The organism is Ruegeria sp. S84 (assembly GCF_056583445.1).
In genome coordinates, this window is sequence record NZ_CM152618.1 from 2,946,420 (window position 1) to 2,969,698 (window position 23,279).

Sequence of the window (23,279 nt, forward strand, 5' to 3'; positions counted from 1 at the left end):
GTGAGAAGATGAAAAAGCCGATCCTAGTGGGCCTTGCCCTGATCCCGCCGCTGCTCCTCGGTGGCCTGGCCCTCGCGCAGTCTGCCGGAGTTAACAGCCTACGCGGTGCCGAAGTCGATGAGCCCGCCGTTCTGGATCAGGTGCATCGGACAGTCGAAGGCCGAATGCAGCGTAATTATCGCCAGCAGCCGCCGCTGATCCCACATTCGATCGAACAGTACCAGATCGACCTGCGCACCAATCAGTGCCTCTCCTGCCATGACTGGACCAAGGCTGGTGAACGCAACGCTCCGACGTTGTCGATGACTCACTATCTGGACCGCGAAGGGCGAGAGTTGGATCAGATCGCCGGCACACGGTATTTCTGCAATCAGTGCCACGTACCACAGGCCGATGCGCTGCCTCTGGTCGATAACACTTTTGAACCTTCCTCCGGAAACTGAACACAGGTCGAAAAGGAGAGCGCGACATGTCCGACTCCCAAGAAAAACAAGGACTCATCCGGCGCCTCTGGACCTGGTTCTGGAGCCCGATCGCCGTCCTCAGCGTCGGCTTTACACTACTGGCCGGGTTTTTGGCAGGCATCCTGTTCTGGGGTGGGTTCCACTGGGCACTGGAATTGACCAACACGGAAGAGTTCTGCGTATCCTGCCACACGATGGAAACCAATCTGGGCGAATATCGGGAAACGGTCCATTACAATAACGATTCCGGCGTGCGGGCCATCTGTTCCGATTGCCACGTCCCGGACGAGTGGAACCACAAGATCAAGGCCAAGATCATGGCCGTGAAGGACGTCTACCACGAACTGGCAGGCACCATCAGCACGAAAGAGAAGTATGAGGACCATCGTCTTTCCATGGCGTCGGCCGTATGGAAGAAGATGAAGGAATCCGACAGCCGCGAATGCCGCAACTGCCACAACTTTGACTATATGGACTTCACCCTTCAGGAAACCCGCGCAGCCAGCGAACACCAGCGCGCAATCGACACCGGCATGACCTGCATCGATTGCCACCAGGGCATCGCACACAGTCTCCCACCCAACTATTTGGAAACGTATGAGAAGATTGCGAAAGAGGTAGATGGTGAGGTTCTCCAGGAACACGCTGCAGCATCAGGGGACGACATCCGCGCGTTCCTGAACAAAAGCTCGGAACAAGGTGGGGACTGAGATGTTAGAGATACTTGGAACCATCGGCGGTAACGTACTGGGTCTGCCCGGCATTCTGGGTCTGGCACTGGGAATGATGACGCGCCAATACTGGTTGGGTGCACTGATGGGTGGATTGGTTGGCCTGATCGCACCTCTGCTCTTTGCTGGTTGGCAGATTTCCCACGTTGGAACGATAGCGCTGCTGATCGCAATTATCGTTGGTCTCTGCGCCGGAAGTCTGGGCACCGCCATTCGCCGCAAGGGCGCAACCGTCTGAAGTGGTTGGTCGGGCCCGGCGGCAATGCCGGGGTCACCGTCCCCAGTTTTCCGCCGGATCGCTTTCCGCATAGTCCCGCAAAAGCGCGATATCCGAGATTTCGGCGTGGTTGCGGTTGATCTTCACACCCACCGCCTTGAGCCGCGAAAACGCCCGGCTCAGGCTTTCCGGCTTCATCCCCAGACGGCCTGCGATGAGCATCTTGTCGTAGGGCAGCAAAACCTCGCATCCGCCTTTGTCGCTGTCGCAGAGATTCAACAAAAACTCGGCCACGCGTTGCGCTCCGGTCTGAGCCTTGAGTTGCTCTAGCTGCGCCACCAACGAGTGAAGATGGGTAAAGGTCGCGGCCAGAATAGAAATACCGATCTCAGGGTCCTCTCTCATCAAAGAGATCAGTATCGGGCTGGGGATATGCATGACATCACAAGCCGATACGGCCTCGGCGGATACAGGATAGGGAACGTTACGCAGAGCTACGGCCTCACCAAAGCTGTCACCACGTTTGAAGACGCTCACGACGGCTTCGGCCCCGGTGGGGGTCATGCGGAACAGCTTGACCCAACCCTCAAGCACGACGTGGATGGCCTGCGCTTTTTCCTCCTGCAGGAATATTGTCTCACCACGGTCATACTGACGCCAGATCGCGTGACTCAGCAGTGTTTCCACATGCTGTTCCGGTAAACTGCGCAGCAGCAGCGACTGACGTGCGATCGCTTTTTGTGCTTCGTGAGACAAGAGAATACCCCTGTTATTTCCTGCCGGCGCATGGGCGCGGTCGGTCCATCCCTGTTCCACGCTATGCCAGAGCCGGCAGTTGTGCACCATAGTTTTATGTTGTCTAAACTTGACTATTGTCATGTTGCGGCTTGGTTCGCTGCCCTATTCTCGGCTCAAAGCCAGTATTCCGGGGAGCACGTAACATGGACTACGAGCGTTATTTCAGTCAAAGCCTCAGTGACCTTCGGGATGAAGGGAACTATCGTGTTTTCATAGACTTGCAACGTCGCTGTGGTTCTTTCCCGAACGCACGTCAGACGGATGGATCTGTCCAGCGAAATGTGCGGATCTGGTGTTCCAATGACTATCTCGGCATGGGTCAGCACCCATCTGTTATCGATGCAATGCATGACGCATTGGATCGCTGTGGCGCGGGGGCCGGGGGCACGCGAAACATATCAGGCACCACTCACGACCACGTGCTGCTTGAGGCCGAACTGGCCGATCTGCATGGAAAGGAAGCCGCGCTTCTGTTTACTTCCGGGTATGTTTCGAATTGGGCAGCCCTTGGCACTCTCGCCGCGAAAATCCCCGGCCTGATCGTATTCTCTGATGCACTGAACCATGCCTCGATGATCGAAGGCATCCGCCACTCGCGGGCGCAGAAGGTGATCTGGAAACACAACGATCTGGATGACCTTGAAGCCAAACTGGCCGCAGCTGATCCCGATGCGCCGAAGATGATCGCGTTCGAGTCGGTCTATTCGATGGATGGTGACATCGCCCCCATCAAAGAGATTTGCGATCTCGCCGACAAATACGGCGCGATGACCTATCTGGATGAGGTTCATGCCGTTGGCCTCTATGGGCCACGCGGCGGTGGTATCGCTGAACGAGAAGGCCTTATGGATCGCCTGACGGTGATCGAAGGCACGCTTGGCAAGGCGTTCGGTGTGGTGGGCGGGTATATTGCTGCCTCGGCTGCGCTGTGCGATTTCGTGCGCAGCTTCGCCAGCGGGTTTATTTTTACCACCGCCCTGCCGCCGTCGATTGCCGCCGGGGCCGCGGCCTCGATCCGGCATTTGAAACAATCGAATGCTGAACGCGACCTGCAGAAAGCCCGTGTAGCGAAGGTTCGGGCCCGTTTGGATGCGGAAGGTATTCCTCATATTCCTAACCCCAGCCACATCATCCCGGTGATGGTTGGCGATCCGGTGAAGTGCAAGTTTATCTCGGACACGCTGCTGGAAGAGTTCGGCATCTACATTCAGCCGATCAATTATCCCACGGTTCCAAAAGGGACCGAGCGTCTGCGGATCACGCCGTCTCCGGTACATACGGATGAGGATATCGAACATCTGGTTGGCGCGCTGTCCACCCTCTGGCAACGCTGTCAGATTGCGCGCATGCCGATGGCAGCCCAGTAACCAAGAAGCGCCCCCTAGCGTAATACTTCGCCGTCTCCCCGGAGGCGGCGTTTTTTGAGTCAGATCAGGTAGAGGGCGAAGACAATGATGGCAAAGCCCGTCAGCACCATGGTGAAACCTCGCAGCCAGGCCGGGCTGCTTACGAGATCAAGATAACAAGCCAGGATAACGCGACATTTCGCCAGTGCGAGGACCAGAATACATCCCGCCAGAACGGCTGGCGGGATGGGCAGCACAGTCAGCAGTGCAGATGCAACGCTGAGCGCCAGAAGGCTGAGCCATGCGCGTGTGAGCGTATTCGGGAGCCTCCGGCGGCAGTATTTGGGAAAAGATGAAGCTGCGGGCATCCGTATTATCCCAACAGGTAGATCACGGGGAAAAGCAGGATCCAGACCAGATCGACCATGTGCCAGAATTGCGCACCTGCCTCAATGTTGCGTGGATCGTCACGCCAGGCGACCAGCAGCAGGATACCGACCCCTGCCAACACATGTGCGGCGTGAAACCCGGTCAGCAGATAATAGAACAGGAAAAATGGGTGGGTCTCATAGGTGATCCCCTGTGCAGCTTTGCCCGCGTATTCCGCACCTTTGATGATCAGGAACACGACACCCAGCGCGGCGGCAGTGATCAAGGCCATTCGGGCCACGCCCCGGCGCGCGATTTTTCGCCACTTCAGCGCCTGCGCCGCCAGATAGCCCGAGGTGACCAGCACCACCGTGTTGAGCGCCGCCCCTGTCCGGTAAAGGTGCGATTGAGCCTCGGCAAATCCTGTCGGGTCGGTCAGGCGCACGCCCATAAAGGCAATCAGGCCCGCGCCGAAAACCAGCAATTCCGAGATGATCAGAACCCACATCAGCAGCTCGCCCGGAAGCTCATCGATCAAAGAGGCGTCGCTCATGCTCCAACCAGTTGGCGGTAGATCTGAGGCAGGGCCATGATCAGCCGGTGCGGGTCGGGGATGACGGCGAAGCCGCCTTGACCGAACATGCGCGGGAACCAGCTTTTGCCGGTTTTGTCGATGGTAACGCCAAAGACCGATTGCCCTGCCCGACGCGCCTCGCGCACGGCCATGCAGGTGTCTTCGATACCGTGGCGACCCTCGTAATGGTCCAGGTCGTTGGGTTTGCCGTCAGTGATGATCAACAGCAACCGGCGTTTGCGCGATTGGCAGGCCAGATCGGCGGAACAATGGCGGATTGCGGCGCCGAGGCGGGTATAGTGGCCGGGGCGCAGCGAGGCTATGCGCTGTTCCACCAAACCACCCATCGGCTCATCGAAGCGTTTACAGCGCTGCACGTAAACCCGCTGGCGTTTCAGCGAGCTGAAGGCGTGGATGGCGAAATCGTCGCCGCAGGCGTTCAAACCCCAGGCGAGTGCCGCAAGAGCCTCGCGTTCAATGTCGATCACGGCGCGGCCTGTGACGGCGCTTTCGGTCGAGCGGCTGACATCCAGCAGGATAGACACCGCCAGATCGCGCGCCTCGGGGCGCGATTGCATCCAAATGCGTTCGGTGCCTTCGCCATTGGCACAACGGTCTACCTGCGCCCGAACGGCTGCCTCGATATCCAATTGGTCACCATCCAGATGACCGCGTGTCATCACGCGGCCCGGGCGCAGCGCCTCGAACTGGCGTTTCACGGCGCGGATGCGGCGGGCAGTGGCGGGGTCTTTGCCGAACTCGGCGGCATCTTCGCGAATCTCGGCATCCGAGGTCAGAACGTTGACATGATCGGGCAAGTATTGGCCGATGCGCACGTCCCATTCGGGATACAAAACCCGTCCCGACAGGCGTTCGCGGTTCACGTCCTCCGGAGCGAGGTCCAGATGAAGTTTCAGTTTGGTCGGCGGCGCCTTCGAGATCTGACCCAAGCCAATCTCTTCCTGATCATCGGCGGCTTTCTTGGCGTTATCAGGATCGTCATCGTCGATGCGCCGGTTGATGTTCAGGAACTCGGCCCAACTGAGGATCGCTTCGAACTTGTGCAGGATGAAACTGTCGCTGCGGTTGGCCTGATCCGATTTGCGGCGGCGGGCACGGTGAGTTTTTTCGCCGGATTCCTCAGGTGGTCCTTCTGTTTCGGGGTTCTCCACTTCGTTATGTTCGGAGAACCCGACCGGGCGCAACTCGGGCCACAGCGGGACAGGCCGGAAATGCTGATAGCCGCGCGGGGCAGTGAGGTCGTCATCCAACGCTAGAAGATGTTCAGCCTTTGGCGACAAAGGCGCGGGGTCACCCAGCATGTGGCGGACCAATTCTTCAACCGCTGCCTCGACGGGTGGCAGCCCGGAAATGTCGCGTTGATACAGCACGCCCTTACACAGTTCCGCATATAGCGGGCGCAGGCCGGGGGCGTTGTGCAACGCCGCCTCGACCATCTGTCGGGCGGCAACAAGCGCATGCAGGTCGGCGCGCAACGGGTCGTCTTCGTCGATACGAGTTCCGGCATGTGCAGCGGCGGCGGCCAGCCAGACATAAAGCGCACCGTTGGCTTCACGCGCGGGAAACACCGCCAGCCGATCCGGCAAACGCAGAACTTCGCCATCGAACGACGCACGCGGCATCATCTCGGCCTCGGTTGCCAGACGACGACGCCACCCCAGACGGTGGCGCGAAATCTCGGGCGAGACCGGGCGCAATTCTACGCCCGGACTACCCCCAAGTCCTCGAAAGAGGACTGCCAGCCGCCCTGCGACCTCTGAGAGGTCGACCGCGGCTCCATCATGCACTTCAGGTGCATCAAGGCGACTGGCAAGGGTGTGCCACAGTTTCCCGATCGTTTCTTCGGGTTCCCATGGCTCAAAATCGATCCTGACCATCGGCCGGCCTCACCCAAAGACAGCCGTGACAAGATCGAGGAGCCCGCGTTTGATATCCTCATCATCAGTCAGAGGTTCGATCATTGCGGCGAGGATGGCGCGGTCGGTGGACATGCCCTGTGCGATCAGCGTCGCGGCATAAACGACCAGCCGGGTGGACACGCCTTCCTCAAGGTCCTGACCCTTAAGCCCGCGCAACTTACCTGCAAGGCGTACCAGCGGTTTACAGCGTTCAAGCGGCAGACCGCTTTCTTGCGCGACGACTTCGGCCTCCATCTCGGGCGAAGGAAAGTCGAATTCCAGCGAGATGAACCGCTGCCTGGTCGAGGGTTTCAGGGTTTTCAGGATATTCTGGTATCCGGGGTTGTACGAGGCCACCAGCATGAAGCCGGGCGCGGCCTCAAGCTCTTCACCGGTGCGGTCGATCGGCAGGATGCGCCGGTCATCGGTCAGCGGGTGCAGCACAACGGTGACGTCCTTGCGGGCTTCGACCACCTCATCAAGGTAGCAGATCGCGCCTTCGCGCACCGCACGAGTCAGAGGGCCATCAACCCAGACGGTTTCGCCGCCCTTCAAAAGGTAGCGACCGATCAGGTCGGCGGCGGCGAGGTCATCGTGGCAGGCCACGGTGTAAAGCGGGCGGCCAAGCTTGGCGGCCATATGGGCCACAAAGCGGGTCTTACCGCAACCTGTTGGACCTTTCAGCAAAACCGGCAGGTCGTTGTTGTAGGCGGCGGTGAACACATCGCATTCATCGCTTTGGGCGAGGTAGAAGGGGGCGTTCGCCGCCCCCTCATTCAATTTCATGGAGCCATCCATATCCATTACTCCGCCGGGGTTTCAGAGGCACCGGGTTCAATCACCTCTTTCCGGGGCACCCAGATCGAGTAGATGAACAGCAGCGCACCAAGGACCACGACCACACCAGAGCCAAGACGCATCCAGTAGAAGATCGCGATCTGGTCCTGCACGTCCATGAAGTAGTCACCGACCACACGTTGCATGTGAGTCTGCACGGTACCACCGAAGGTCAGGACGAAGGTCATGAAGACCATGCCGCTGGTCATAAGCCAGAACGAGCCCATGTTCAGAACCTGATTGTAGGGATCACGGTTCTTCAGGATCGGCATCGCATAGCTGAAGATCGCCAGGTTGAGGCAGACATAAGCACCGTAGAAAGCCAGGTGACCGTGGGCTGCGGTGATCTGCGTGCCATGGGTATAGTAGTTCACCCCGTGCAGCGTGTGCAGGAAGCCCCAGACACCGGCACCGAAGAAGGCAAGCGTTGCACAGCCCAGTGACCACAGCAGAGCAGCCTTGTTAGGGTGGTCACGACGGCCCTTCCAGACCATGACGAAGGCAAAGGCCATCATCGCGAAGAACGGGATCACCTCGAGGCTTGAGAAGATCGAACCGATCCACTGCCAATAGCCGGGTGTACCGATCCAATAGTAGTGGTGACCTGTCCCAAGGATGCCCGAGAACAGCGCGGCGGCGACGATGACATAGAGCCATTTCTCGACCACCTCACGGTCAACGCCCGTTAGCTTCAGCATCAGGTAGGCCAGGATCGAGGCCATAATCAGCTCCCATACGCCTTCGACCCATAGGTGGACGACATACCACCAGTATTGCTTGTCCAAGGACAGGTTGCCCGGGTTGTAGAAAGCAAACAGGAACAGCAGCGCCAGACCCCAGAGGCCCAGAACAAGGATGCTCGAAATCGCCGTCTTCTTGCCCTTCAGAACGGTCAGTGACACGTTGTAAAGGAACATCAGCGCGGCCACGACGATGCCCGCCTTGACCCATTTGGGTTGTTCAAGGAACTCGCGCCCCTCTTTGCCCAGCAGCCAGTTGCCTTCGAACAGGTTGAAGACATAGGTCACGACCACGCCCAGCGTGCCAACCACAAGAATAATCAACTGCAGATAGGCCAGCTTGGTCGAATGGATCTCGCGCTCGGTCTCTTCGGGGATCAGGAAGTAGGCCGCACCGAAGAAGCCCAGCAGCAGCCAGACGATCAGAGAGTTGGTGTGCAGCATCCGTACGATATTGAACGGCAGAAGCTCACTCAGGAAGTTCGGGAATACATAGATGAAACCGGCCAGCAGGCCGCCGATTACCTGTACCGCGAACAGGGCCATCGCTACTGCGAAGTAGGCGTAGGCGATTTTTTGGGATTCGTATTTCATTGCTCCGTTCCCTTTCTCAGCCTGCCTCGTTGGGCGGCCAGCCCTGCGCATCGATGTTGTCCGTCCAGATCAAGAAGTTGGTCAGATCGCGGATCTCTTCGTCGCTGAGGTTGAAATTGGGCATCTGCCGACGACCGGGAATGCCGGTCGGCTGCGCCTCCATCCAGCCCTTGAGCGCTTCAAAGGCCGATTCCGGGTCGTCCAGCACACCCCAGCGGGTCATCACATTCCCGACTTCCGGCGCGTAGTAGGCGCCCTCACCCAGGATCGTGTGACAGTTGATGCAGGCATGTTTTTCCCAGACATGTTTGCCCCGAACCACACTGTCATCAAGCTTCGCCGAATTCTCGGAGTTGACGATGTACCAGTGCGAGTGGGCCGACAGGGCCAGGAAGATGAGGATGAAGAACAGTGACCCGCCATAGAATATGTTGCGAGCCATGCTCTTTGTCATGACTTCTCGCATTGCGCTCTCCTTTGCGCAGATTAGCTAGTCTGATGACAATGGCGGGTGGGTCGCAGGGCTGCCTTAACGAAAGTCAAGCATGCCAAAGTAAGCGCGGAATTGGACACCTGTGGTCATAATTGCGTCAGTATCACTAAAATGCCCTCAGATTGCCTTGAAAAATAGTACTTAGAACAGCATGTTTCCGGACGTTCGAAAAGTTGAAGCGAGCGTTCTCGATTTATCGGTGAATAGAGGTGCTTAGATGGCACCTGAAGCGTGGTGGTTAAAGAATGGCGAACTACTCATACATCGGATACGCACCCGGCGTCATTACGGTGAATACAATTGGGCCTGATACGATCACCCTGGACGCAAGCTATGACCCCGCGACGGACCGAAGGGTATTCAATGTTGAGGACGAGGCCGGTGGTTTCATTCGAAATGGTTTTGGCCCGCCAGTTCCCGATACCGGGGATGTTTTCAACGGCGACAGATTCAACAACGAAAATGGCGACGACGATACACAGACCGGAACAGTAACAAACCTTGATGGTTCGACAACTTTTCTGAGCGGCGACATCTATCTGGAAGAATCCTACATTCTGACGAATCCCAGTGGTGGTACGATCACTGTGTACCTTGTCGAGGTTGAAGGAACCAACGCTGGCTACATAACCTCTGAGCCCCTAGATCCCGGGGTGACGTATTCGATGAGCGTCGTCAACGTTACACCGAGCAACGCACCGGACACGACTGACCCCGATTCCATCGTTGATGTTCCTTGTTTCTCAGCCGGAACGCTTATTGCGACACCTGATGGTGATGTCGCGATAGAAACGCTTTCCGCTGGTGACAAGGTTGTCACCTTGGATCATGGACCACAACCAATTCGCTGGATCGGCGCGCGCGCTCTGGATAGGTCTGAATTTGCGCTCAATCCCAAGCTGCGCCCGATCCGAATCGCAGCGGGCAGCCTGGGAAGCAACCTGCCGCGACGTGATCTGTTGGTCTCGCCGCAGCATCGCATGTTGATCCGTTCGAGTATCGCCGTTCGCATGTTCGACAGCGAGGAGGTTCTGGTCCCAGCCCATAAGCTGGTCGGCATACCCGGCATAACCGTCGACGAGACAGCTCAGGGCGTGGTGTATTTCCATATTCTGTTCGACCGGCATGAGATCGTGCTGGCGGAAGGCGCGCCGTCAGAAAGCCTATTCACAGGCAAGCAAGCCTTGAAAGGAATACAGCCCGAGGCGCTGGCCGAAATTGTTGCGCTCTTCCCAGAGTTAGCTTTGCCAGACCATCAACCAATCGCAGCCCGCCAGATTCCAAAACGCGGAAGACAAATCCATACTTTGCTGCAACGACATATTAAGAATGACAGGGCGTTGCTCCGACCTTCTTGATCTAAAAACCGTTGCTCAGGCCGCTAGACGTGGCCCGGTCAACGCGGGCCACATCGCAACCAGGTACAAGACGATGGCGCAGATCCACAGCCCATCTGAGGCCAGCATCGCAACCAGATACCCCTGGTCAAACGCCGACCCGATCCAGCGCAAAACTGCGGCTGCCGCCATCAAACCGTAAGCGATCGCCATGGGTGGCGGGGCCACGAGGGCACGGCCACTATGGCCAAGGGCGGCCCGACTCATCACGGCAAGGGTCATGCCGCCGACGCAACCAATGCCCAGAACATGCAGCGCCCCGATCTCGCTGCCGAACCCCTGCACTGCCAGCCCCCACAGGATCAGGCCCAGCGCCAGCATGCCCAGCCCCAGATGCAACGCGATCAGAATCGGCTGCCGCAGTGCCCAGCGTGCGCGCCAACGTGCCATGCGCAGGATCTGAGCAACGCCAAGCATCAGCGCGGTAGCGCCTGATACAGGTCCGATTCCAAAGACGAGCACGCTCAGCGGCAGTGACAGTGCAAGCCCCATGGCGGCTTTATCAAACGCTCCTACCGAAATAGGCCAGTTGGATTCGGGCTCTCCCGCGCGTTTCATCGCATTTCGGGTGAAAGCCGGCGTAATGCGCCCGCCAAGTATCGCGATTAGGCTGCAAAGCGTCAGCAACCCCGCCCGCAATCCGATGTCCAGCGTATCGTTGGTCACACCGATCCACTCTAAATGGGTTAACAAGTTGGCAATCCAGATCGCACTGAGCAGCAAAAGGAATACCATGTTCTGCGGTTTGGGGCGTCGGATCAGCTGAGTAGCAATCTTTGCCGCCAGAATTGGAACAAAGACCAGATCGAACACAGCGACCAGAACCGGCGGCAGCGCACCGGAGAACCACATCGATACCCGCCCGGCCAACCAGAGACCTGCGGCCAGCATGATGAACCGGGCGCGCGCCTCTGGGGTCCCGGTCCAGTTGGGAACAGCCGTCAGAAAGAACCCGCCCAGAGCTGCTGTGGCATAGCCAAAGATCATCTCATGCGCGTGCCACATTGGGGGACTCATGGAATAGGTTGGGTCTTCGTATCCGACCAACCCGGTCTGCGTCATCAACCAAAAACCCCACGCGCCTCCCGCGAACAGACCAAAAAGTCCGGCGGACAGGAAAAAGATGCGAAACCCCTCGCCCAATACGCGCGCGATCACTGCCGACATGCCTGTTCTCCTCGGCCTCAATGGCTGTTGGAACAGGTTTAGCAAGGCCGACCAGTAATGGACTTAACCGAAATCAAGCATCCGAAAAACATGTCCCTGAAACTCAGGTTTTCCCTTTGTTTTATGGCTCATTATAGCCCGTCAATTTCCAATTTGCGCGCGTTCCGTTGACTTTCGTCAAGGATGACAAACGCGTGATGTTTCACCCTAGGACCTGCCTCACCAGCAAATGGAGAGTGATCATGTCACTTGGAATCAGCTACAACAGAACTGGCCGCGCCTTAGGGGTCGGTTTGGCAATGTTGCTGGGCAGCGTCGCTGCGCCAGTCTTTGCCGAAGAGCCAAACCTGAGCAAGGAAGCCTTTGAATCATCAAAACAACTTTACTTTGAGCGCTGCGCCGGTTGTCACGGTGTGTTGCGCAAAGGGGCAACCGGCAAAAGCCTTGAGCCGCTGGTTGAAACGAAGAATGACGATGGTACCGTAACCGAGTCTGGCACCCTGAAACTGGGGCAGGAGCGGCTGGAAAAAATCATCGCATGGGGCACCGAAGGCGGGATGAACAACTTCTCGGACGTGATGTCCGAAGAAGAAATCCGCGATATGGCGACCTACATCCAGATGGAGCCACCCCAACCGCCAGAAATGTCGCTTGAGCAGATGATGGCGACCCGCAAGGTCTATGTCGAACCCGAAGACTACCCGACCGAACCTCTGCATGGCCGCAACTGGGAAAACTTCTTTGTCGTCATCGAACGTGACGTGGGCAAGGTGGCCGTGATTGATGGTGACACCAAGGAAGTGCTGGCGCATATCCCGACCGGTTATGCGGTGCACGTTCTGAAAGCCTCGGAACACCACAAATTGGAAGAACCGGAAAACCCGGGCCGCTTCTGGTACACCATGGGCCGCGACGGGAAGATGACCAAGATCGACCTGTGGCAGAACCCCGAGAACATGCTGGTTGCCGAGGTTACCATTGGTTATGACGCTCGCGACGTGGCGGTATCGGGTGACGGTAAATACGTCATCGGTGGCGCCTATTGGCCCCCTCATTTCGCCATCGTCGACGCCGAAACCATGGAGCCGAAAAAGGTTGTCTCGACCCGTGGCTACAACGTGGACGGGGATTATGTAGAAGAGGCCCGTGTGGCCGCCATCTACACCACCCCGAACGAGCCCACATGGATCGTCGCCGTCAAGGAGCTCGGTCAGCTTTGGCAGGTGGACTACTCCGATCTGGACAACCTGCGGATCGACAAGATCGACAGCGCCAAGTTCCTGCATGACGGGTTCTTTGATCCGACCGGCCGTTATTTCCAGATCGCCGCAAACGCGTCGAACAAGATGGTCGTGGTCGATACCGAGACTCACAAGCTGGAAGCTATGATCGATACCGCGCCGCTGCCGCACCCCGGCCCGGGCGCCAACTGGGATGACCCGAATTGCGGTCCTGTTGCCGGTACGACCCACCTGGGCGAAGGCACGGTTACCGTTTGGGGCAACGACCCCGAAGGCCGCCCGGACGATGCCTGGAAAGTCTGCTACGAGGTGGAAACCGACGGACCCGGTCTGTTCATCCGGACCCATCCGAACTCGGACTACATCTGGGCCGACCAGACCAAGCACCCCGAGCCTGAGATCCAGCAATCGGTGCAGGTCATCGACAAGGCAACCGGTGAGATCGTGAAAACGATCCAGATCACAGAAGAGGAAGGCAACGTCGCCGTCCACTTCGAGTTCAACCAAGACGGATCCGAGGTCTGGGTGTCCAAGTGGAACCGCTCGACCTCGAAAGAGCCAAATGGTGAGATCGTGATCTTCGACGCCAAGACGCTGGAAGAGATCGGCCGCGTGAAGGGACTGTTTGCACCCACCGGCAAGTTCAACGTCTACAACCGTTCGAACCACGTCACCTGACGGGTTTTGTACTCAGCACCGGAAAGGGCGGGCCCCTCGCCCGCCCTTTCCTCGTTTGACTCATCAGCCAAATCCACAGGCCTGACATCCAGGGCCAGAAAAAGAAGCCAAAACGGAGACCGGATATGACCTCCGAACCGGAAAAGAAAAAACCAATCTGGCGCCGGTATTTCCTGTGGGGAATGCCCGTGGCCGGGATCGCTGCGGCCTTTGCCGCCGGCATCATCTTCTGGGGCGGGTTCAACACCGCTATGGAAGCTACCAACACCAAGGAATTCTGCGTCTCGTGCCACGAGATGCGAGATTTCGTTTACGAAGAATACACCGGCACAATCCACGACGTGAACCGTTCGGGCGTAGGCGCGGTCTGTTCCGACTGTCACGTGCCCAAGGATTGGACTCACAAGATCATCCGTAAGATCAAGGCGTCCAAAGAACTGTATGGCAAGGTGGTCGGCACGATAAACACGCGCGAGAAATTCGAAGCCAAGCGCGTGCATCTGGCTATGAATGAATGGGAGCGGATGAAATCCACGGACTCGCGCGAGTGCCGCAACTGCCATGACTTCGAGTCGATGATGCCCGAGTTCCAGAAACCCCGCGCCCGTCAGCAGCACCTGAACGCGATGACCGTTGGTCAGACCTGTATTGACTGCCACAAGGGGATTGCGCACTCGGACGCCCGCGACCGGGCCGACGAAGAGTATCTGGAAAAGCTTGAAGCGCCGAACCCAGATTTCATTCGCGAAATCCCGGCCGAATACCTGGCAAGTCTCGAACGCATCGAAGCCAAGGAAGCTGCCGATGCCGAGGCTGAGAAAGCCGCGCGTGTAGCCCAGCAAGAGGCCGTACAGGCCCAGATCGCAGCAGCGGTTGACGCAGCCGTCGCGGAAGAGCGTGCCAAAGCTTCTGGCGAAGAGGCCGCAGCCCCGGCAGGTGGCGGCAGCGATGTTGGCACAAATATCGATTGGGCGGCTGTCCCCGGTGCAGATATGAAACTGTTCTATCCTGGTCAGGCTTCCTTCGAGTGGGTTCAGAACGGCAGATCCCACGGCGGAGCACGTCCTTTGACCAAAGGCGGAGACAAGTGCACCACCTGTCACGCTGCCGAACTGGACGCGATCGGCAACAAGATCGTGGCCGGTGGGGATCTGGAACCAACCCCGATCCCGGGCAAACGTGGTGTGATCGATGCGACCGTGCAAGCCGCTCATGATGATGAGACCCTGTATATCCGTCTGCAATGGCCGGATGCGGGCCACAACCCCGCCCCCTTTGTCGATGGCGGCAAGATGGACCCGGACAACCAGATCAAGGTGGCCATGATGATCACCGGCACTGGGATTGAGCTGGGCGATCAGGTCGGCTGCTGGGCCTCGTGCCACGCGGACAACTCCTATATGCCCTTTGACCCGGGTGCCGAGGCGATTGCCGCAAATGGCGATGTCTCGGGTCGGCTGAGCACGCAGGACACTGTGACCAAATACATCAGCGAAAGCCGCACCGAGGTCGAGATCAAAGGCCGCCGCGGTAAGGCGCTGGGTGGCTGGGACAAGCTGCAGGCCGCCGATCAGATCGAGCAGTATCTGGCCGATGGCACCTATCTGGATCTGATGCGCGTCTACGCGGACGGCAGCGCCACCAACGGCTATCTGCTGGAACAGCGCGTGGTCAATGACGGTGAGATCGCCGCCTCGGCCAGCCTTGATGCAGGTATGTGGACCGTGGTCTTCACGCGCCCATTGAACTCGGGCGCAGCTGGTGACGTGCCGCTGGAGGCCGGTCAGACCTATACGGTGGGCTTTGCCATCCACGATGACTTTGCCGCCGCACGGTTCCACCACGTGACGCTGGATACCAGCCTGGCATTGGACGACGACAACGCCTTTATCAACGTCGTCAAACAATAAGGAAGAGGGGCCGGGCGATCCGGCCCCTTCCGCTTAAAAGAGGAGACTTGGACAATGAAACCCAAACACCTTCTCCCTGCGCTGCTGCTTCTGGCCGCGCCCGCATGGGCAGAGGACACCGCCGCGCTGTGTGCCGAAGCCGAAGAGCGCTATGTCGAGCTGTTCGGTCAGCCCTCCTCCGCCGTTGAGGATGCCGATGTGGTGCTGATGTACAAATACACGTTCTGCCCAGCCGAGCTAACCGTGAAACCGGGCACAACCGTGCGCTGGGTGAATGTCGATAAGCGCACCAGTCACTCGGTCCTGCTAAAAGACGGCAGCGAGCCCGAAAGCGATCGTCTGTTTCCTGAGGAGACGGTTGACCTGACCTTCCTCTCCCCGGGTCCGCAGGACTATCTGTGTGGCCCGCATTGGGAGACACAGAACATGATCGGCATGATCACCGTCGAACCCTGAGCCGAGGCAATCATACAGGCAAGCCGAAAGGAGCGCGGGGCAATTCCCGCGCTCCTTAACTTTAGTCAAGGAGGTTCCTTTCCGATTACGCCAGTCTGCCCGCATGACACGCCCGGCTCACCCAGCAACGTCCCCTGATCGCGCAGGAATTCCGGGCTCCGAAGACATTCAGACCAAGCGAGTTTGCACATGAGCGGTAAGGTTTTTCTGATTGGCGCAGGCCCCGGTGACCCCGAACTGATGACCCTGCGCGCGCTGCGGATGCTGCAAGAGGCGGACGTGGTGGTCTATGACCGTCTGGTCTCGGCCGATATCCTCAATCTGCACGCTGATGGCGCACGGCTGATCCCGGTTGGGAAGGCCCCCAAGTGTCATACCGTGCCGCAGGATCGCATCAACGAAATCCTCGTCGAGGAAGCCAGCGCCGGTCACACCGTTGCTCGCCTCAAGGGGGGTGACCCGATGATCTTCGGACGCGGCTCGGAAGAGGCCGCGCACCTGATGGCAAACGGCATCCCAGTCGAATACGCGCCGGGTATTACCGCAGCGCAGGGGGCATCCTGTTCGACAGGTGTGCCTCTGACCCATCGCGGGTTAGCGACATCGGTGCAATATGTCACCGGGCACCGACAGGCCGACAAGGTGCTGGATCTGGATTGGAAACGTCTGGCCGACCCGGACTCGACCTTGGTTGTCTATATGGGCGTCGCCAATATCGGCCAGATCGCCATGGGACTGATGACCGAGAACCTACCCGGCTCAACTCCGGTTTTGGCGGTTGGCAAAGCGACCACACCTGATGAGCGCCGGATGGTATCCCGGCTGGATCGGCTGGCCGCTGATGTGCGCAAGGCCGGGCTAAAGGCGCCCACGCTGTTCATCATCGGCAAGGTAGTTTCACTTTACGCAGAACGGCCTGTGGCCGACCTTTTGGAGCAGGCGCATGGCTAAGTTCTGTTCCAGAAGGCCTGCACAGCAACCGGCTGTGAGAGGACGCAAAGGATGGGCGGCACGTGCTGTTCTCACTTCCGCAGTGCTTGTTGCCACCACGGCCTTCGCTGCTGACACACTTGACCCCAACGCACTGAAACGCCTTGTCCATCAGGATTGCGGCTCATGCCATGGGTTATCGCTGAAAGGCGGCCTCGGCCCTGATCTGCGGTCCAAAACACTGGAACACTACGATGCCGAGGTACTGACCGGCGTGATCCTCGACGGCATCCCCGACACCGCGATGCCCCCATGGCGGCCCTTGATCAGCGAAGAAGAGGCCGAATGGATCGCCCGCTACCTGCTGGCACAGGAGGCACAATGAAACAGCTCATCCTTACCCTCGCCGCCGCCCTTATGATGACCACCGCCCAGGCTGAACCCACGGCGACCGGCGACCTAGGACTTGTGATCGAACGCGCCAAGGGTTCGGTTCTTCTGGTGGACCAATCCGACCGCGCAGCGCTGGCGCGGATCGAAGGTCTGGGCGATCTGTCCCATGCCTCGCTGGTCTATTCACCCGATGAGCGCTTTGCCTATGTATTTGGACGAGACGGCGGCCTGACTAAGGTGGATATCGTCACCCGCCAGATCGTGAACCGGGTCGTGCAGGCGGGCAACGCCATTGGCGGTGCCATTTCGGATGACGGCGAGCTGGTCGCTGTATCGAATTATGAACCTGGCGGTGTACGCGTCTTCGATGCGGAAACGCTGGAGATGGTCGCGGACATTCCTACCGATAGCAAAACCATCGGATTGGTCGATGCACCCGGCCGCCGGTTTGTTTTTACCATGTGGGACACGGGCGAGACCTGGATTGCTGATTTCTCCAACGGCGCACCCGCGATCACCAAGATCCCCGAAATGGGCAAGAACCCATATGACGCGCTGATCACCGCCAATGGCCGCACCTATATCACCGGCTTGTTTGGCGAGGATGGCCTGACCGCGCTGGACCTTTGGGCCGAGACGCCCGAACCCATCCGCGTGCTGCCCAACTATGGGCGCGGACAAGAGGAAATGCCGGTCTACAAGATGCCCCACCTCGAAGGCTGGGCGCTGACCGGGCGCGAATTTGTGCTGCCCGCCGTCGGCCATCACGAGGTGCTGTGGATCGACGCCGACACTCTGACCGAAACCGGACGTACGCAGACCCATGGTCAGCCGGTCTTTGCCATGGCCCGTCCTGACGGGCGGCAGGTTTGGGTGAACTTTGCCCACCCTCTGAACGACACCATTCAGGTTATTGATTCTGTGACCAAGGAGATCATTCACGAATTCAAACCCGGCCCTGCCGTACTGCATATGGAGTTCACTCCGCGAGGGCATGAGGTCTGGATCAGCGTGCGCGACGCCAACAAGGTTATGGTCTACGACACGCAAACGTTTGAAAAACTGCGCGAGATCGACGCCGACAGCCCATCCGGCATTTTCTTCACCGCCCGTGCGCACAGAATGGGGCTTTGACATGCAACACATCACCGATCCCATCGACCGTCGTTTGCTGGACGAGTTTCAGCGCGACTTTCCGATAACAGAGCGTCCGTTTCAGGTATTGGCGTCTATACTGGGGCTGGACGAAGCCGAGGTGATTGATCGCCTAACTCGCATGCAGGCCACCGGGCGGATTACACGTGTGGGTGCCACCATCGCTCCGGGCGCGGTTTCGGCCAGCACCTTGGCCGCTGTTGCGGCCCCCGAACATCGGTTGGAAGAGATTGCAGCCCTGATCGACGCCGAACCGGGCGTGAACCACAACTACCAGCGGGAGGATGACTGGAACCTCTGGTTCGTCGCAACCGGCCCGGATCGCACCCATGTCGATGACACCCTTGCACGGATATCGCAGCGTTCCGGACTGCGGGTCCTGGACCTGCGCCTCGTACGTCCATTCAACGTCGATTTGGGCTTTCGTATGTCGGGAAAAACACGCAATGTTCCTGGCCTTCGTAAGGTGGATCGCTCAGCCATGCAGCCCGGAGATCGCGAGTTGCTGCAGGCGCTCAGCTCGGGCCTGACCCTGACAGAGATTCCTTATGCCGCATTGGCACAAACGCTGGGCAGAGATGATTCCGACGTAATGGGGCGTATCGAAGCGCTGCAAACAGCAGGCATAATCTCTCGTCTCGGGGTTATCGTGCGCCACCGGGCGCTCGGCTGGTCAGCCAATGCGATGGTTGTTTGGGACATGCCGCCCGAACAGGTGGACACGGCTGGACCGGCGCTGGCGGCCTATCCCGGCGTGACGCTTTGCTATGAGCGCAACCCGGTCAAGGATGTCTGGCCCTATCGCCTCTATTCCATGATCCATGCACGCTCGCGCCCCGAAGCGATGGAGGTTCTGGCCGCAGCCGCCGCTCTGCCCGAACTGGCAGGCGCACGGAACAAAGTGCTGTTTTCGACCCGTTGTTTCAAACAGACCGGCGCGTTGATCCAACCGAAAGAGGCAGCAGCATGACTATGGACGCGACCGACCGCGTAATCCTGAACCGGATGCAGGATGACCTGCCGCTGACCGCGCATCCCTTTGCCAGTGTAGCCCAGGAACTTGGGATTCCCGAAGACGAACTCCTAACCCGTCTCGCACGAATGAAAGAGCAGCGGATCATCACACGTTTCGGCCCGTTTTTCGACGCCGCTGCAATGGGTGGAGCGTTCTGCCTGTGCGCCATGGCCGTGCCAGAGGATGAATTCGACACCGTCCTGACCAAAGTCAATGCGCACGCCGAGGTTGCCCATAATTATGAGCGTACGCACCGGCTGAACATGTGGTTCGTGCTGGCCACCGAAACGCCTGAGGGGATCGAAGCCGCCGCTGATGCGATCGAACGGGAAACGGGGATCGAAGTTCTCCGTTTCCCCAAACTACAGGAATTTTTCATCGGCTTCCGGGTGGCAGCATGATCGACGTTCAGGACAGAGAGATTATCGAAGCGCTGCAAAGCGGCCTGCCGCTTGTGCCAGCGCCTTATGCAGCCGTTGCCGAAACACTTGGGTTGGACGAGGATGCCCTTTTGTATCGTCTGGCAGAGCTGAAATCGCGCGGCGTAATTCGCCGCATCGCCGCCGCTCCGAACCACTACAAGCTGGGGATGACGGCAAACGGGATGACTGTTTGGGATGTAGACGACAGCCAGGTCGCGGAATTGGGCGCACGGATCGGGGCGCTGCCCTTTGTCACCCACTGCTACGAACGTCCCCGCGCCCTGCCCGATTGGCCCTATAACCTGTTCGCCATGGTCCACGGTTCTGACCGGGACGAAGTCGAGAAAAAACGCGCCGAGATCTTCGCAACTCTGGGCGATGCCTGCCGGGCCAAGGACATCCTCTATTCCACGCGCATCCTGAAGAAGACAGGGCTGCGGTTGAAAAAGAAAGGCTGAGACATGTTCCGCCTGACCGAATACATGCAGCAGCTCGTCAAACCGACACCGGTGCGCAGACGCCGTCCCGGCCCGGTGAAGCCGGTAGTGATCTGGAACCTGACGCGGCGCTGCAATCTGAAATGCCGCCACTGTTACACCGTTTCAGCAGATGTCGCGTTCCCCGGTGAGCTCAGTCACGAGCAAGCCATGGTAACCCTTGAGGATCTGGGCCAATTCCGCGTCCCGGCCCTGATCCTCTCGGGTGGGGAACCGCTGGACCGGTTCGATTTCTTCGACATCGCCAAACGCGCCCGCGATCTGGTTCCGATGCTGGCGCTATCGACCAACGGTACGCGGATTTACGACGAAACCGCCGACATGATCGCCGACGTGGGCTTCAACTATGTCGGCATTTCGCTGGACGGGATCGGGGCCACAAATGACTGGTTCCGGGGCGTCGAAGGGGCCTTTGCCGACGCCCTGCGCGGTGTTCGCGAATGTAAGAAGCGCGGCATCAAAGTGGGTCTGCGGTTCTGCCTGACCGAGGGCACACAGCACCACCTGCCTGACCTGCTGCAACTGTGCGACGATGAGGGTGTCGACAAGTTCTACCTGTCTCACCTCGTCTATGCCGGGCGCGGTGACAAGAACCGAGGCGAGGATGCCGAGCATTTGCGCACCCGTAAGGGTTTGGATTTGTTGTTGGAACGCGCGTGGGAAGCCGTCTCGGGCGGTCGTCCGCTGGATATCGTGACTGGCAATAACGATGCCGATGCCGGGTATTTCCTGAACTGGGTTCGGTCGCATTTCGACCATGACAAAGCTGCCAATGTGCGGGAACATCTTGCGGCGTGGGGTGGCAACTCTAGCGGTTTGGGCGTGGCCAATATCGACAACCTCGGCCGCGTGCATCCCGATACCTATTGGTCCGATTACACTGTTGGCAATGTGAAGACCAAATCGTTTTCGGAACTCTGGACCAGCGATGACCCGATGCTCGCCATGCTGCGTACCCGTCCGCGTCCTTTGAAGGGGCGTTGCGGGGCCTGTCAATTAAAGGATGTCTGCGGTGGCAACACCCGCATCCGTGCCTTGCAACTGACCGGCGACCCGTGGGCCGAGGACCCGGCCTGCTATCTATCAAACGAAGAAATCGGCGTGCAGGGCGCAGGCGAGCGTCTGCAGGTCACGCCGTTCCGAGGGAAAAGCCATGATCCGGCGCATCAATTCTTTTGACACCTTGAAAATCGGCACATTCTGCTCGCTGCTGCTGACCGGCGCAGCTTGGGCTGATGCACCTTCGGATTATGCCGAATTCTGTGCCTCATGCCATGGTGAAAACCGTCTGGGTGGGGTCGGTCCGGCGCTGATCCCCGAGACGTTGAAACGGATGCGTGGGCCACGCGTGGCGGCAGTGATTGCCGAAGGGCGTACGGCCACCCAGATGCCTGCGTTTTCGCACGAGTTGGACGCGTTGCAGATCGAGGAACTGGCGGGGTGGTTGAAATCTCCGCTGGGGACCGATCCCGAATGGGGCGAGGCCGATATCATGGCCAGCCGGACTCTGGATGATGAGTACGTGTCGGTTGACGCGCCTGTCTGGGACAGCGACCCGATGAACATCACGCTGGTGGTGGAAACAGGCGATCATCATGTCAGTGTGCTGGACGGCGATACGTTCGAGGTTCTGGATCGGTTCGAAACCCCGTTCGCCGTGCATGGTGGGCCGAAGTTCAGCCCCGATGGGCGCTATGTCTTCATCATGTCGCGCGATGGCTGGGTGCAGAAATATGATATCTGGGCGCTGAAACAGGTGGGCCGCGTGCGCGCGGGGTTAAACAGCCGCAACATCGCCATGTCGGGTGACGGCAAATGGGTGGCAGTAGCGAACTATTTACCGAACTCACTGACCCTGCTGTCGACAGAGGACTTGTCGGTCGCGAAAGTCATTGAAGTCAAAAGCAAAAAGGGCGTTCCCAGCCGTGTTTCCGCCGTTTATCAGGCACCACCGCGCGAAAGCTTTGTTCTGGCGCTGAAGGATGTCCCCGAGATTTGGGAGGTGTTCTACGGGGCCAACCCGCCGCAATCCGGTATTGGCCACGATTTCCGCATCGAGGGGCAGTTCAAGAACCCTGACCCGTTCCCCGTGCGCAAGATCACCACGCCTGATTATCTGGACGATTTCTTTTTCGATCAGAGTTATGAATACGTTATGGGCGCCTCGCGTGAAGGCAAGGGCGGGCAGGTGATTGATCTGGTGATCGGTCATAAGATCGCAGATCTGGACCTGCCGGGGATGCCTCACTTAGGTTCGGGGATCACCTGGCAGCAGGGCGACACCACCGTGATGGCGACGCCGCATCTGACCGATGGCACGGTCTCGGTGATCGACATGGGAACATGGGAAACCGTCAAGCGGATCAAAACCGAAGGGCCAGGATTTTTCATGCGCAGCCATGAGAACTCGCCTTACGTCTGGGCCGATGTGTTCTTTGGCCCGAACAAGGATGCCATGCACGTGATCGACAAGCAAAGCCTTGAAATCGTGAAAACTTTGCGCCCCGCGCCGGGCAAAACCGTGGCGCATGTAGAATTCACCAAGGATGGCAGTCACGCGCTGGTTTCGATCTGGGAAGATGACGGCGCGGTGATCGTCTATGACGCGCAAACGCTGGAAGAGGTCCGCCGCCTGCCGATGCGCAAACCGTCTGGGAAGTACAATGTCTGGAACAAAATCACCTTCTCGGAAGGCACCAGCCACTGAAGGCAAATGGCCGGTCTGGAAGCTGGCCATCCTGCTTTATCCAGCCACGGCTCTGACCGTGGCCATCAACCTGTTTCTGGCTGGGCTGATCCTGCACAGTGCGGGGTTTGGTGCCATTGAACCAGTGCCTGCGATCTTATGGTCCATCCCCTTGGGCGTGCCCGCCTCATGGCTGGCAGGGCGCTGGGTGCGTGGCCTGATGGATGAGGCAGACGATTGATTTGAAAAG

Annotated in this window: 25 protein-coding genes; 17 read left to right on the top strand and 8 right to left on the bottom strand. The window is 58.8% G+C overall.

Translation table 11 applies throughout. From position 1 onward, the window contains the following. Positions 1-8 precede the first annotated feature (8 nt). The 3 genes from AC1DFB_RS14860 to AC1DFB_RS14870 are packed head-to-tail and all read left to right on the top strand — an operon-like array spanning position 9 to position 1,433. The gene (locus tag AC1DFB_RS14860) at positions 9-443 is read left to right on the top strand and encodes a nitrate reductase cytochrome c-type subunit (protein ID WP_170398181.1); all 435 of its coding nucleotides are present in this window, start codon (positions 9-11) and stop codon (positions 441-443) included. Positions 444-469: 26 nt separating this feature from the next. Next, positions 470-1,174 (top strand): NapC/NirT family cytochrome c, encoded by a 705-nt coding sequence (locus tag AC1DFB_RS14865; protein WP_170398176.1) that lies wholly within the window; start codon positions 470-472, stop codon positions 1,172-1,174. A gap of 1 nt (position 1,175) precedes the next feature. Further along, positions 1,176-1,433: a hypothetical protein gene (locus tag AC1DFB_RS14870; protein WP_170408114.1), complete on the top strand. Its 258-nt coding sequence runs from the start codon at positions 1,176-1,178 to the stop codon at positions 1,431-1,433. 33 nt (positions 1,434-1,466) lie between these two features. Here the strand turns inward: AC1DFB_RS14870 and AC1DFB_RS14875 are convergent, their stop codons facing one another. Next, positions 1,467-2,168, bottom strand: coding sequence for a Crp/Fnr family transcriptional regulator (locus AC1DFB_RS14875; RefSeq protein WP_170398170.1), 702 nt, complete (start codon positions 2,166-2,168; stop codon positions 1,467-1,469). Between the two features lie 185 nt (positions 2,169-2,353). On the opposite strand from AC1DFB_RS14875, the gene hemA reads away from it, so the two are divergent. Continuing rightward, positions 2,354-3,577, top strand: a complete 1,224-nt coding sequence (gene hemA, locus AC1DFB_RS14880) for a 5-aminolevulinate synthase (RefSeq protein ID WP_480921572.1) — start codon at positions 2,354-2,356, stop codon at positions 3,575-3,577. Positions 3,578-3,636: 59 nt separating this feature from the next. Here the strand turns inward: hemA and AC1DFB_RS14885 are convergent, their stop codons facing one another. Genes AC1DFB_RS14885 through AC1DFB_RS14910 form a run of 6 tightly spaced genes read right to left on the bottom strand, consistent with a single transcriptional unit; the run spans position 3,637 to position 9,055 of the window. Then, on the bottom strand, positions 3,637-3,924 hold the full coding sequence (locus AC1DFB_RS14885; RefSeq protein WP_480921573.1) for a cytochrome C oxidase subunit IV family protein: 288 nt from the start codon (positions 3,922-3,924) through the stop codon (positions 3,637-3,639). A gap of 5 nt (positions 3,925-3,929) precedes the next feature. After that, positions 3,930-4,478, bottom strand: a complete 549-nt coding sequence (locus tag AC1DFB_RS14890) for a cytochrome c oxidase subunit 3 (RefSeq protein WP_170514419.1) — start codon at positions 4,476-4,478, stop codon at positions 3,930-3,932. Continuing rightward, positions 4,475-6,397 carry a nitric oxide reductase activation protein NorD gene (locus AC1DFB_RS14895; protein WP_480921574.1) on the bottom strand — a complete coding sequence of 641 codons (1,923 nt, stop codon included), beginning with the start codon at positions 6,395-6,397 and terminating at the stop codon, positions 4,475-4,477. The genes AC1DFB_RS14890 and AC1DFB_RS14895 overlap by 4 nt, the downstream gene beginning before the upstream one ends. A gap of 9 nt (positions 6,398-6,406) precedes the next feature. Further along, positions 6,407-7,216 (bottom strand): CbbQ/NirQ/NorQ/GpvN family protein, encoded by an 810-nt coding sequence (locus AC1DFB_RS14900; RefSeq protein ID WP_170398158.1) that lies wholly within the window; start codon positions 7,214-7,216, stop codon positions 6,407-6,409. Between the two features lie 5 nt (positions 7,217-7,221). Continuing rightward, positions 7,222-8,589, bottom strand: coding sequence for a cbb3-type cytochrome c oxidase subunit I (locus tag AC1DFB_RS14905; RefSeq protein WP_170398155.1), 1,368 nt, complete (start codon positions 8,587-8,589; stop codon positions 7,222-7,224). Positions 8,590-8,605: 16 nt separating this feature from the next. Continuing rightward, complete coding sequence (locus tag AC1DFB_RS14910) at positions 8,606-9,055, bottom strand: c-type cytochrome (RefSeq protein ID WP_170398152.1); 450 nt, start codon at positions 9,053-9,055, stop codon at positions 8,606-8,608. A gap of 272 nt (positions 9,056-9,327) precedes the next feature. On the opposite strand from AC1DFB_RS14910, the gene AC1DFB_RS14915 reads away from it, so the two are divergent. Beyond that, positions 9,328-10,440: a Hint domain-containing protein gene (locus tag AC1DFB_RS14915; RefSeq protein ID WP_480707446.1), complete on the top strand. Its 1,113-nt coding sequence runs from the start codon at positions 9,328-9,330 to the stop codon at positions 10,438-10,440. Positions 10,441-10,455: 15 nt separating this feature from the next. On the opposite strand, the gene AC1DFB_RS14920 is transcribed toward AC1DFB_RS14915, so the two are convergent. After that, entirely contained in the window at positions 10,456-11,646 is a 1,191-nt protein-coding gene (locus tag AC1DFB_RS14920; protein WP_480921575.1) for an NnrS family protein, read from the bottom strand. A 242-nt stretch (positions 11,647-11,888) separates the two neighbouring features. Here AC1DFB_RS14920 and AC1DFB_RS14925 point away from each other — a divergent pair, with 242 nt between their 5' ends. From AC1DFB_RS14925 to AC1DFB_RS14980, 12 genes are all read left to right on the top strand, one after another. Next, on the top strand, positions 11,889-13,565 hold the full coding sequence (locus AC1DFB_RS14925) for a cytochrome D1 domain-containing protein (RefSeq protein WP_170819090.1): 1,677 nt from the start codon (positions 11,889-11,891) through the stop codon (positions 13,563-13,565). A 125-nt stretch (positions 13,566-13,690) separates the two neighbouring features. Further along, positions 13,691-15,475, top strand: a complete 1,785-nt coding sequence (locus tag AC1DFB_RS14930; RefSeq protein WP_480772156.1) for a NapC/NirT family cytochrome c — start codon at positions 13,691-13,693, stop codon at positions 15,473-15,475. Positions 15,476-15,529: 54 nt separating this feature from the next. After that, positions 15,530-15,931, top strand: a complete 402-nt coding sequence (locus tag AC1DFB_RS14935) for a cupredoxin domain-containing protein (RefSeq protein ID WP_480737543.1) — start codon at positions 15,530-15,532, stop codon at positions 15,929-15,931. A gap of 189 nt (positions 15,932-16,120) precedes the next feature. Next, the gene (cobA, locus tag AC1DFB_RS14940; RefSeq protein ID WP_170408092.1) at positions 16,121-16,882 is read left to right on the top strand and encodes a uroporphyrinogen-III C-methyltransferase; all 762 of its coding nucleotides are present in this window, start codon (positions 16,121-16,123) and stop codon (positions 16,880-16,882) included. Next, a complete protein-coding gene (locus AC1DFB_RS14945; RefSeq protein WP_255611990.1) occupies positions 16,875-17,246 on the top strand; it encodes a c-type cytochrome in 372 nt (123 codons plus the stop codon). Before cobA ends, AC1DFB_RS14945 begins: the two co-directional genes overlap by 8 nt. Further along, positions 17,243-18,388, top strand: coding sequence for a cytochrome D1 domain-containing protein (locus tag AC1DFB_RS14950; RefSeq protein ID WP_480921576.1), 1,146 nt, complete (start codon positions 17,243-17,245; stop codon positions 18,386-18,388). Before AC1DFB_RS14945 ends, AC1DFB_RS14950 begins: the two co-directional genes overlap by 4 nt. Position 18,389: 1 nt before the next feature. Beyond that, positions 18,390-19,379 carry a siroheme decarboxylase subunit beta gene (gene ahbB, locus AC1DFB_RS14955; RefSeq protein WP_480921577.1) on the top strand — a complete coding sequence of 330 codons (990 nt, stop codon included), beginning with the start codon at positions 18,390-18,392 and terminating at the stop codon, positions 19,377-19,379. Continuing rightward, on the top strand, positions 19,376-19,825 hold the full coding sequence (locus AC1DFB_RS14960; RefSeq protein WP_170648296.1) for an AsnC family transcriptional regulator: 450 nt from the start codon (positions 19,376-19,378) through the stop codon (positions 19,823-19,825). Before ahbB (AC1DFB_RS14955) ends, AC1DFB_RS14960 begins: the two co-directional genes overlap by 4 nt. Next, complete coding sequence (ahbB, locus tag AC1DFB_RS14965; protein ID WP_480921578.1) at positions 19,822-20,304, top strand: siroheme decarboxylase subunit beta; 483 nt, start codon at positions 19,822-19,824, stop codon at positions 20,302-20,304. Before AC1DFB_RS14960 ends, ahbB (AC1DFB_RS14965) begins: the two co-directional genes overlap by 4 nt. A gap of 3 nt (positions 20,305-20,307) precedes the next feature. Further along, positions 20,308-21,522, top strand: coding sequence for a heme d1 biosynthesis radical SAM protein NirJ (gene nirJ, locus AC1DFB_RS14970; protein ID WP_223117358.1), 1,215 nt, complete (start codon positions 20,308-20,310; stop codon positions 21,520-21,522). Continuing rightward, positions 21,497-23,050: a cytochrome D1 domain-containing protein gene (locus AC1DFB_RS14975; protein ID WP_480921579.1), complete on the top strand. Its 1,554-nt coding sequence runs from the start codon at positions 21,497-21,499 to the stop codon at positions 23,048-23,050. The genes nirJ and AC1DFB_RS14975 overlap by 26 nt, the downstream gene beginning before the upstream one ends. Then, positions 23,007-23,270, top strand: coding sequence for a hypothetical protein (locus AC1DFB_RS14980; protein ID WP_170398115.1), 264 nt, complete (start codon positions 23,007-23,009; stop codon positions 23,268-23,270). The genes AC1DFB_RS14975 and AC1DFB_RS14980 overlap by 44 nt, the downstream gene beginning before the upstream one ends. Positions 23,271-23,279: the final 9 nt, after the last annotated feature.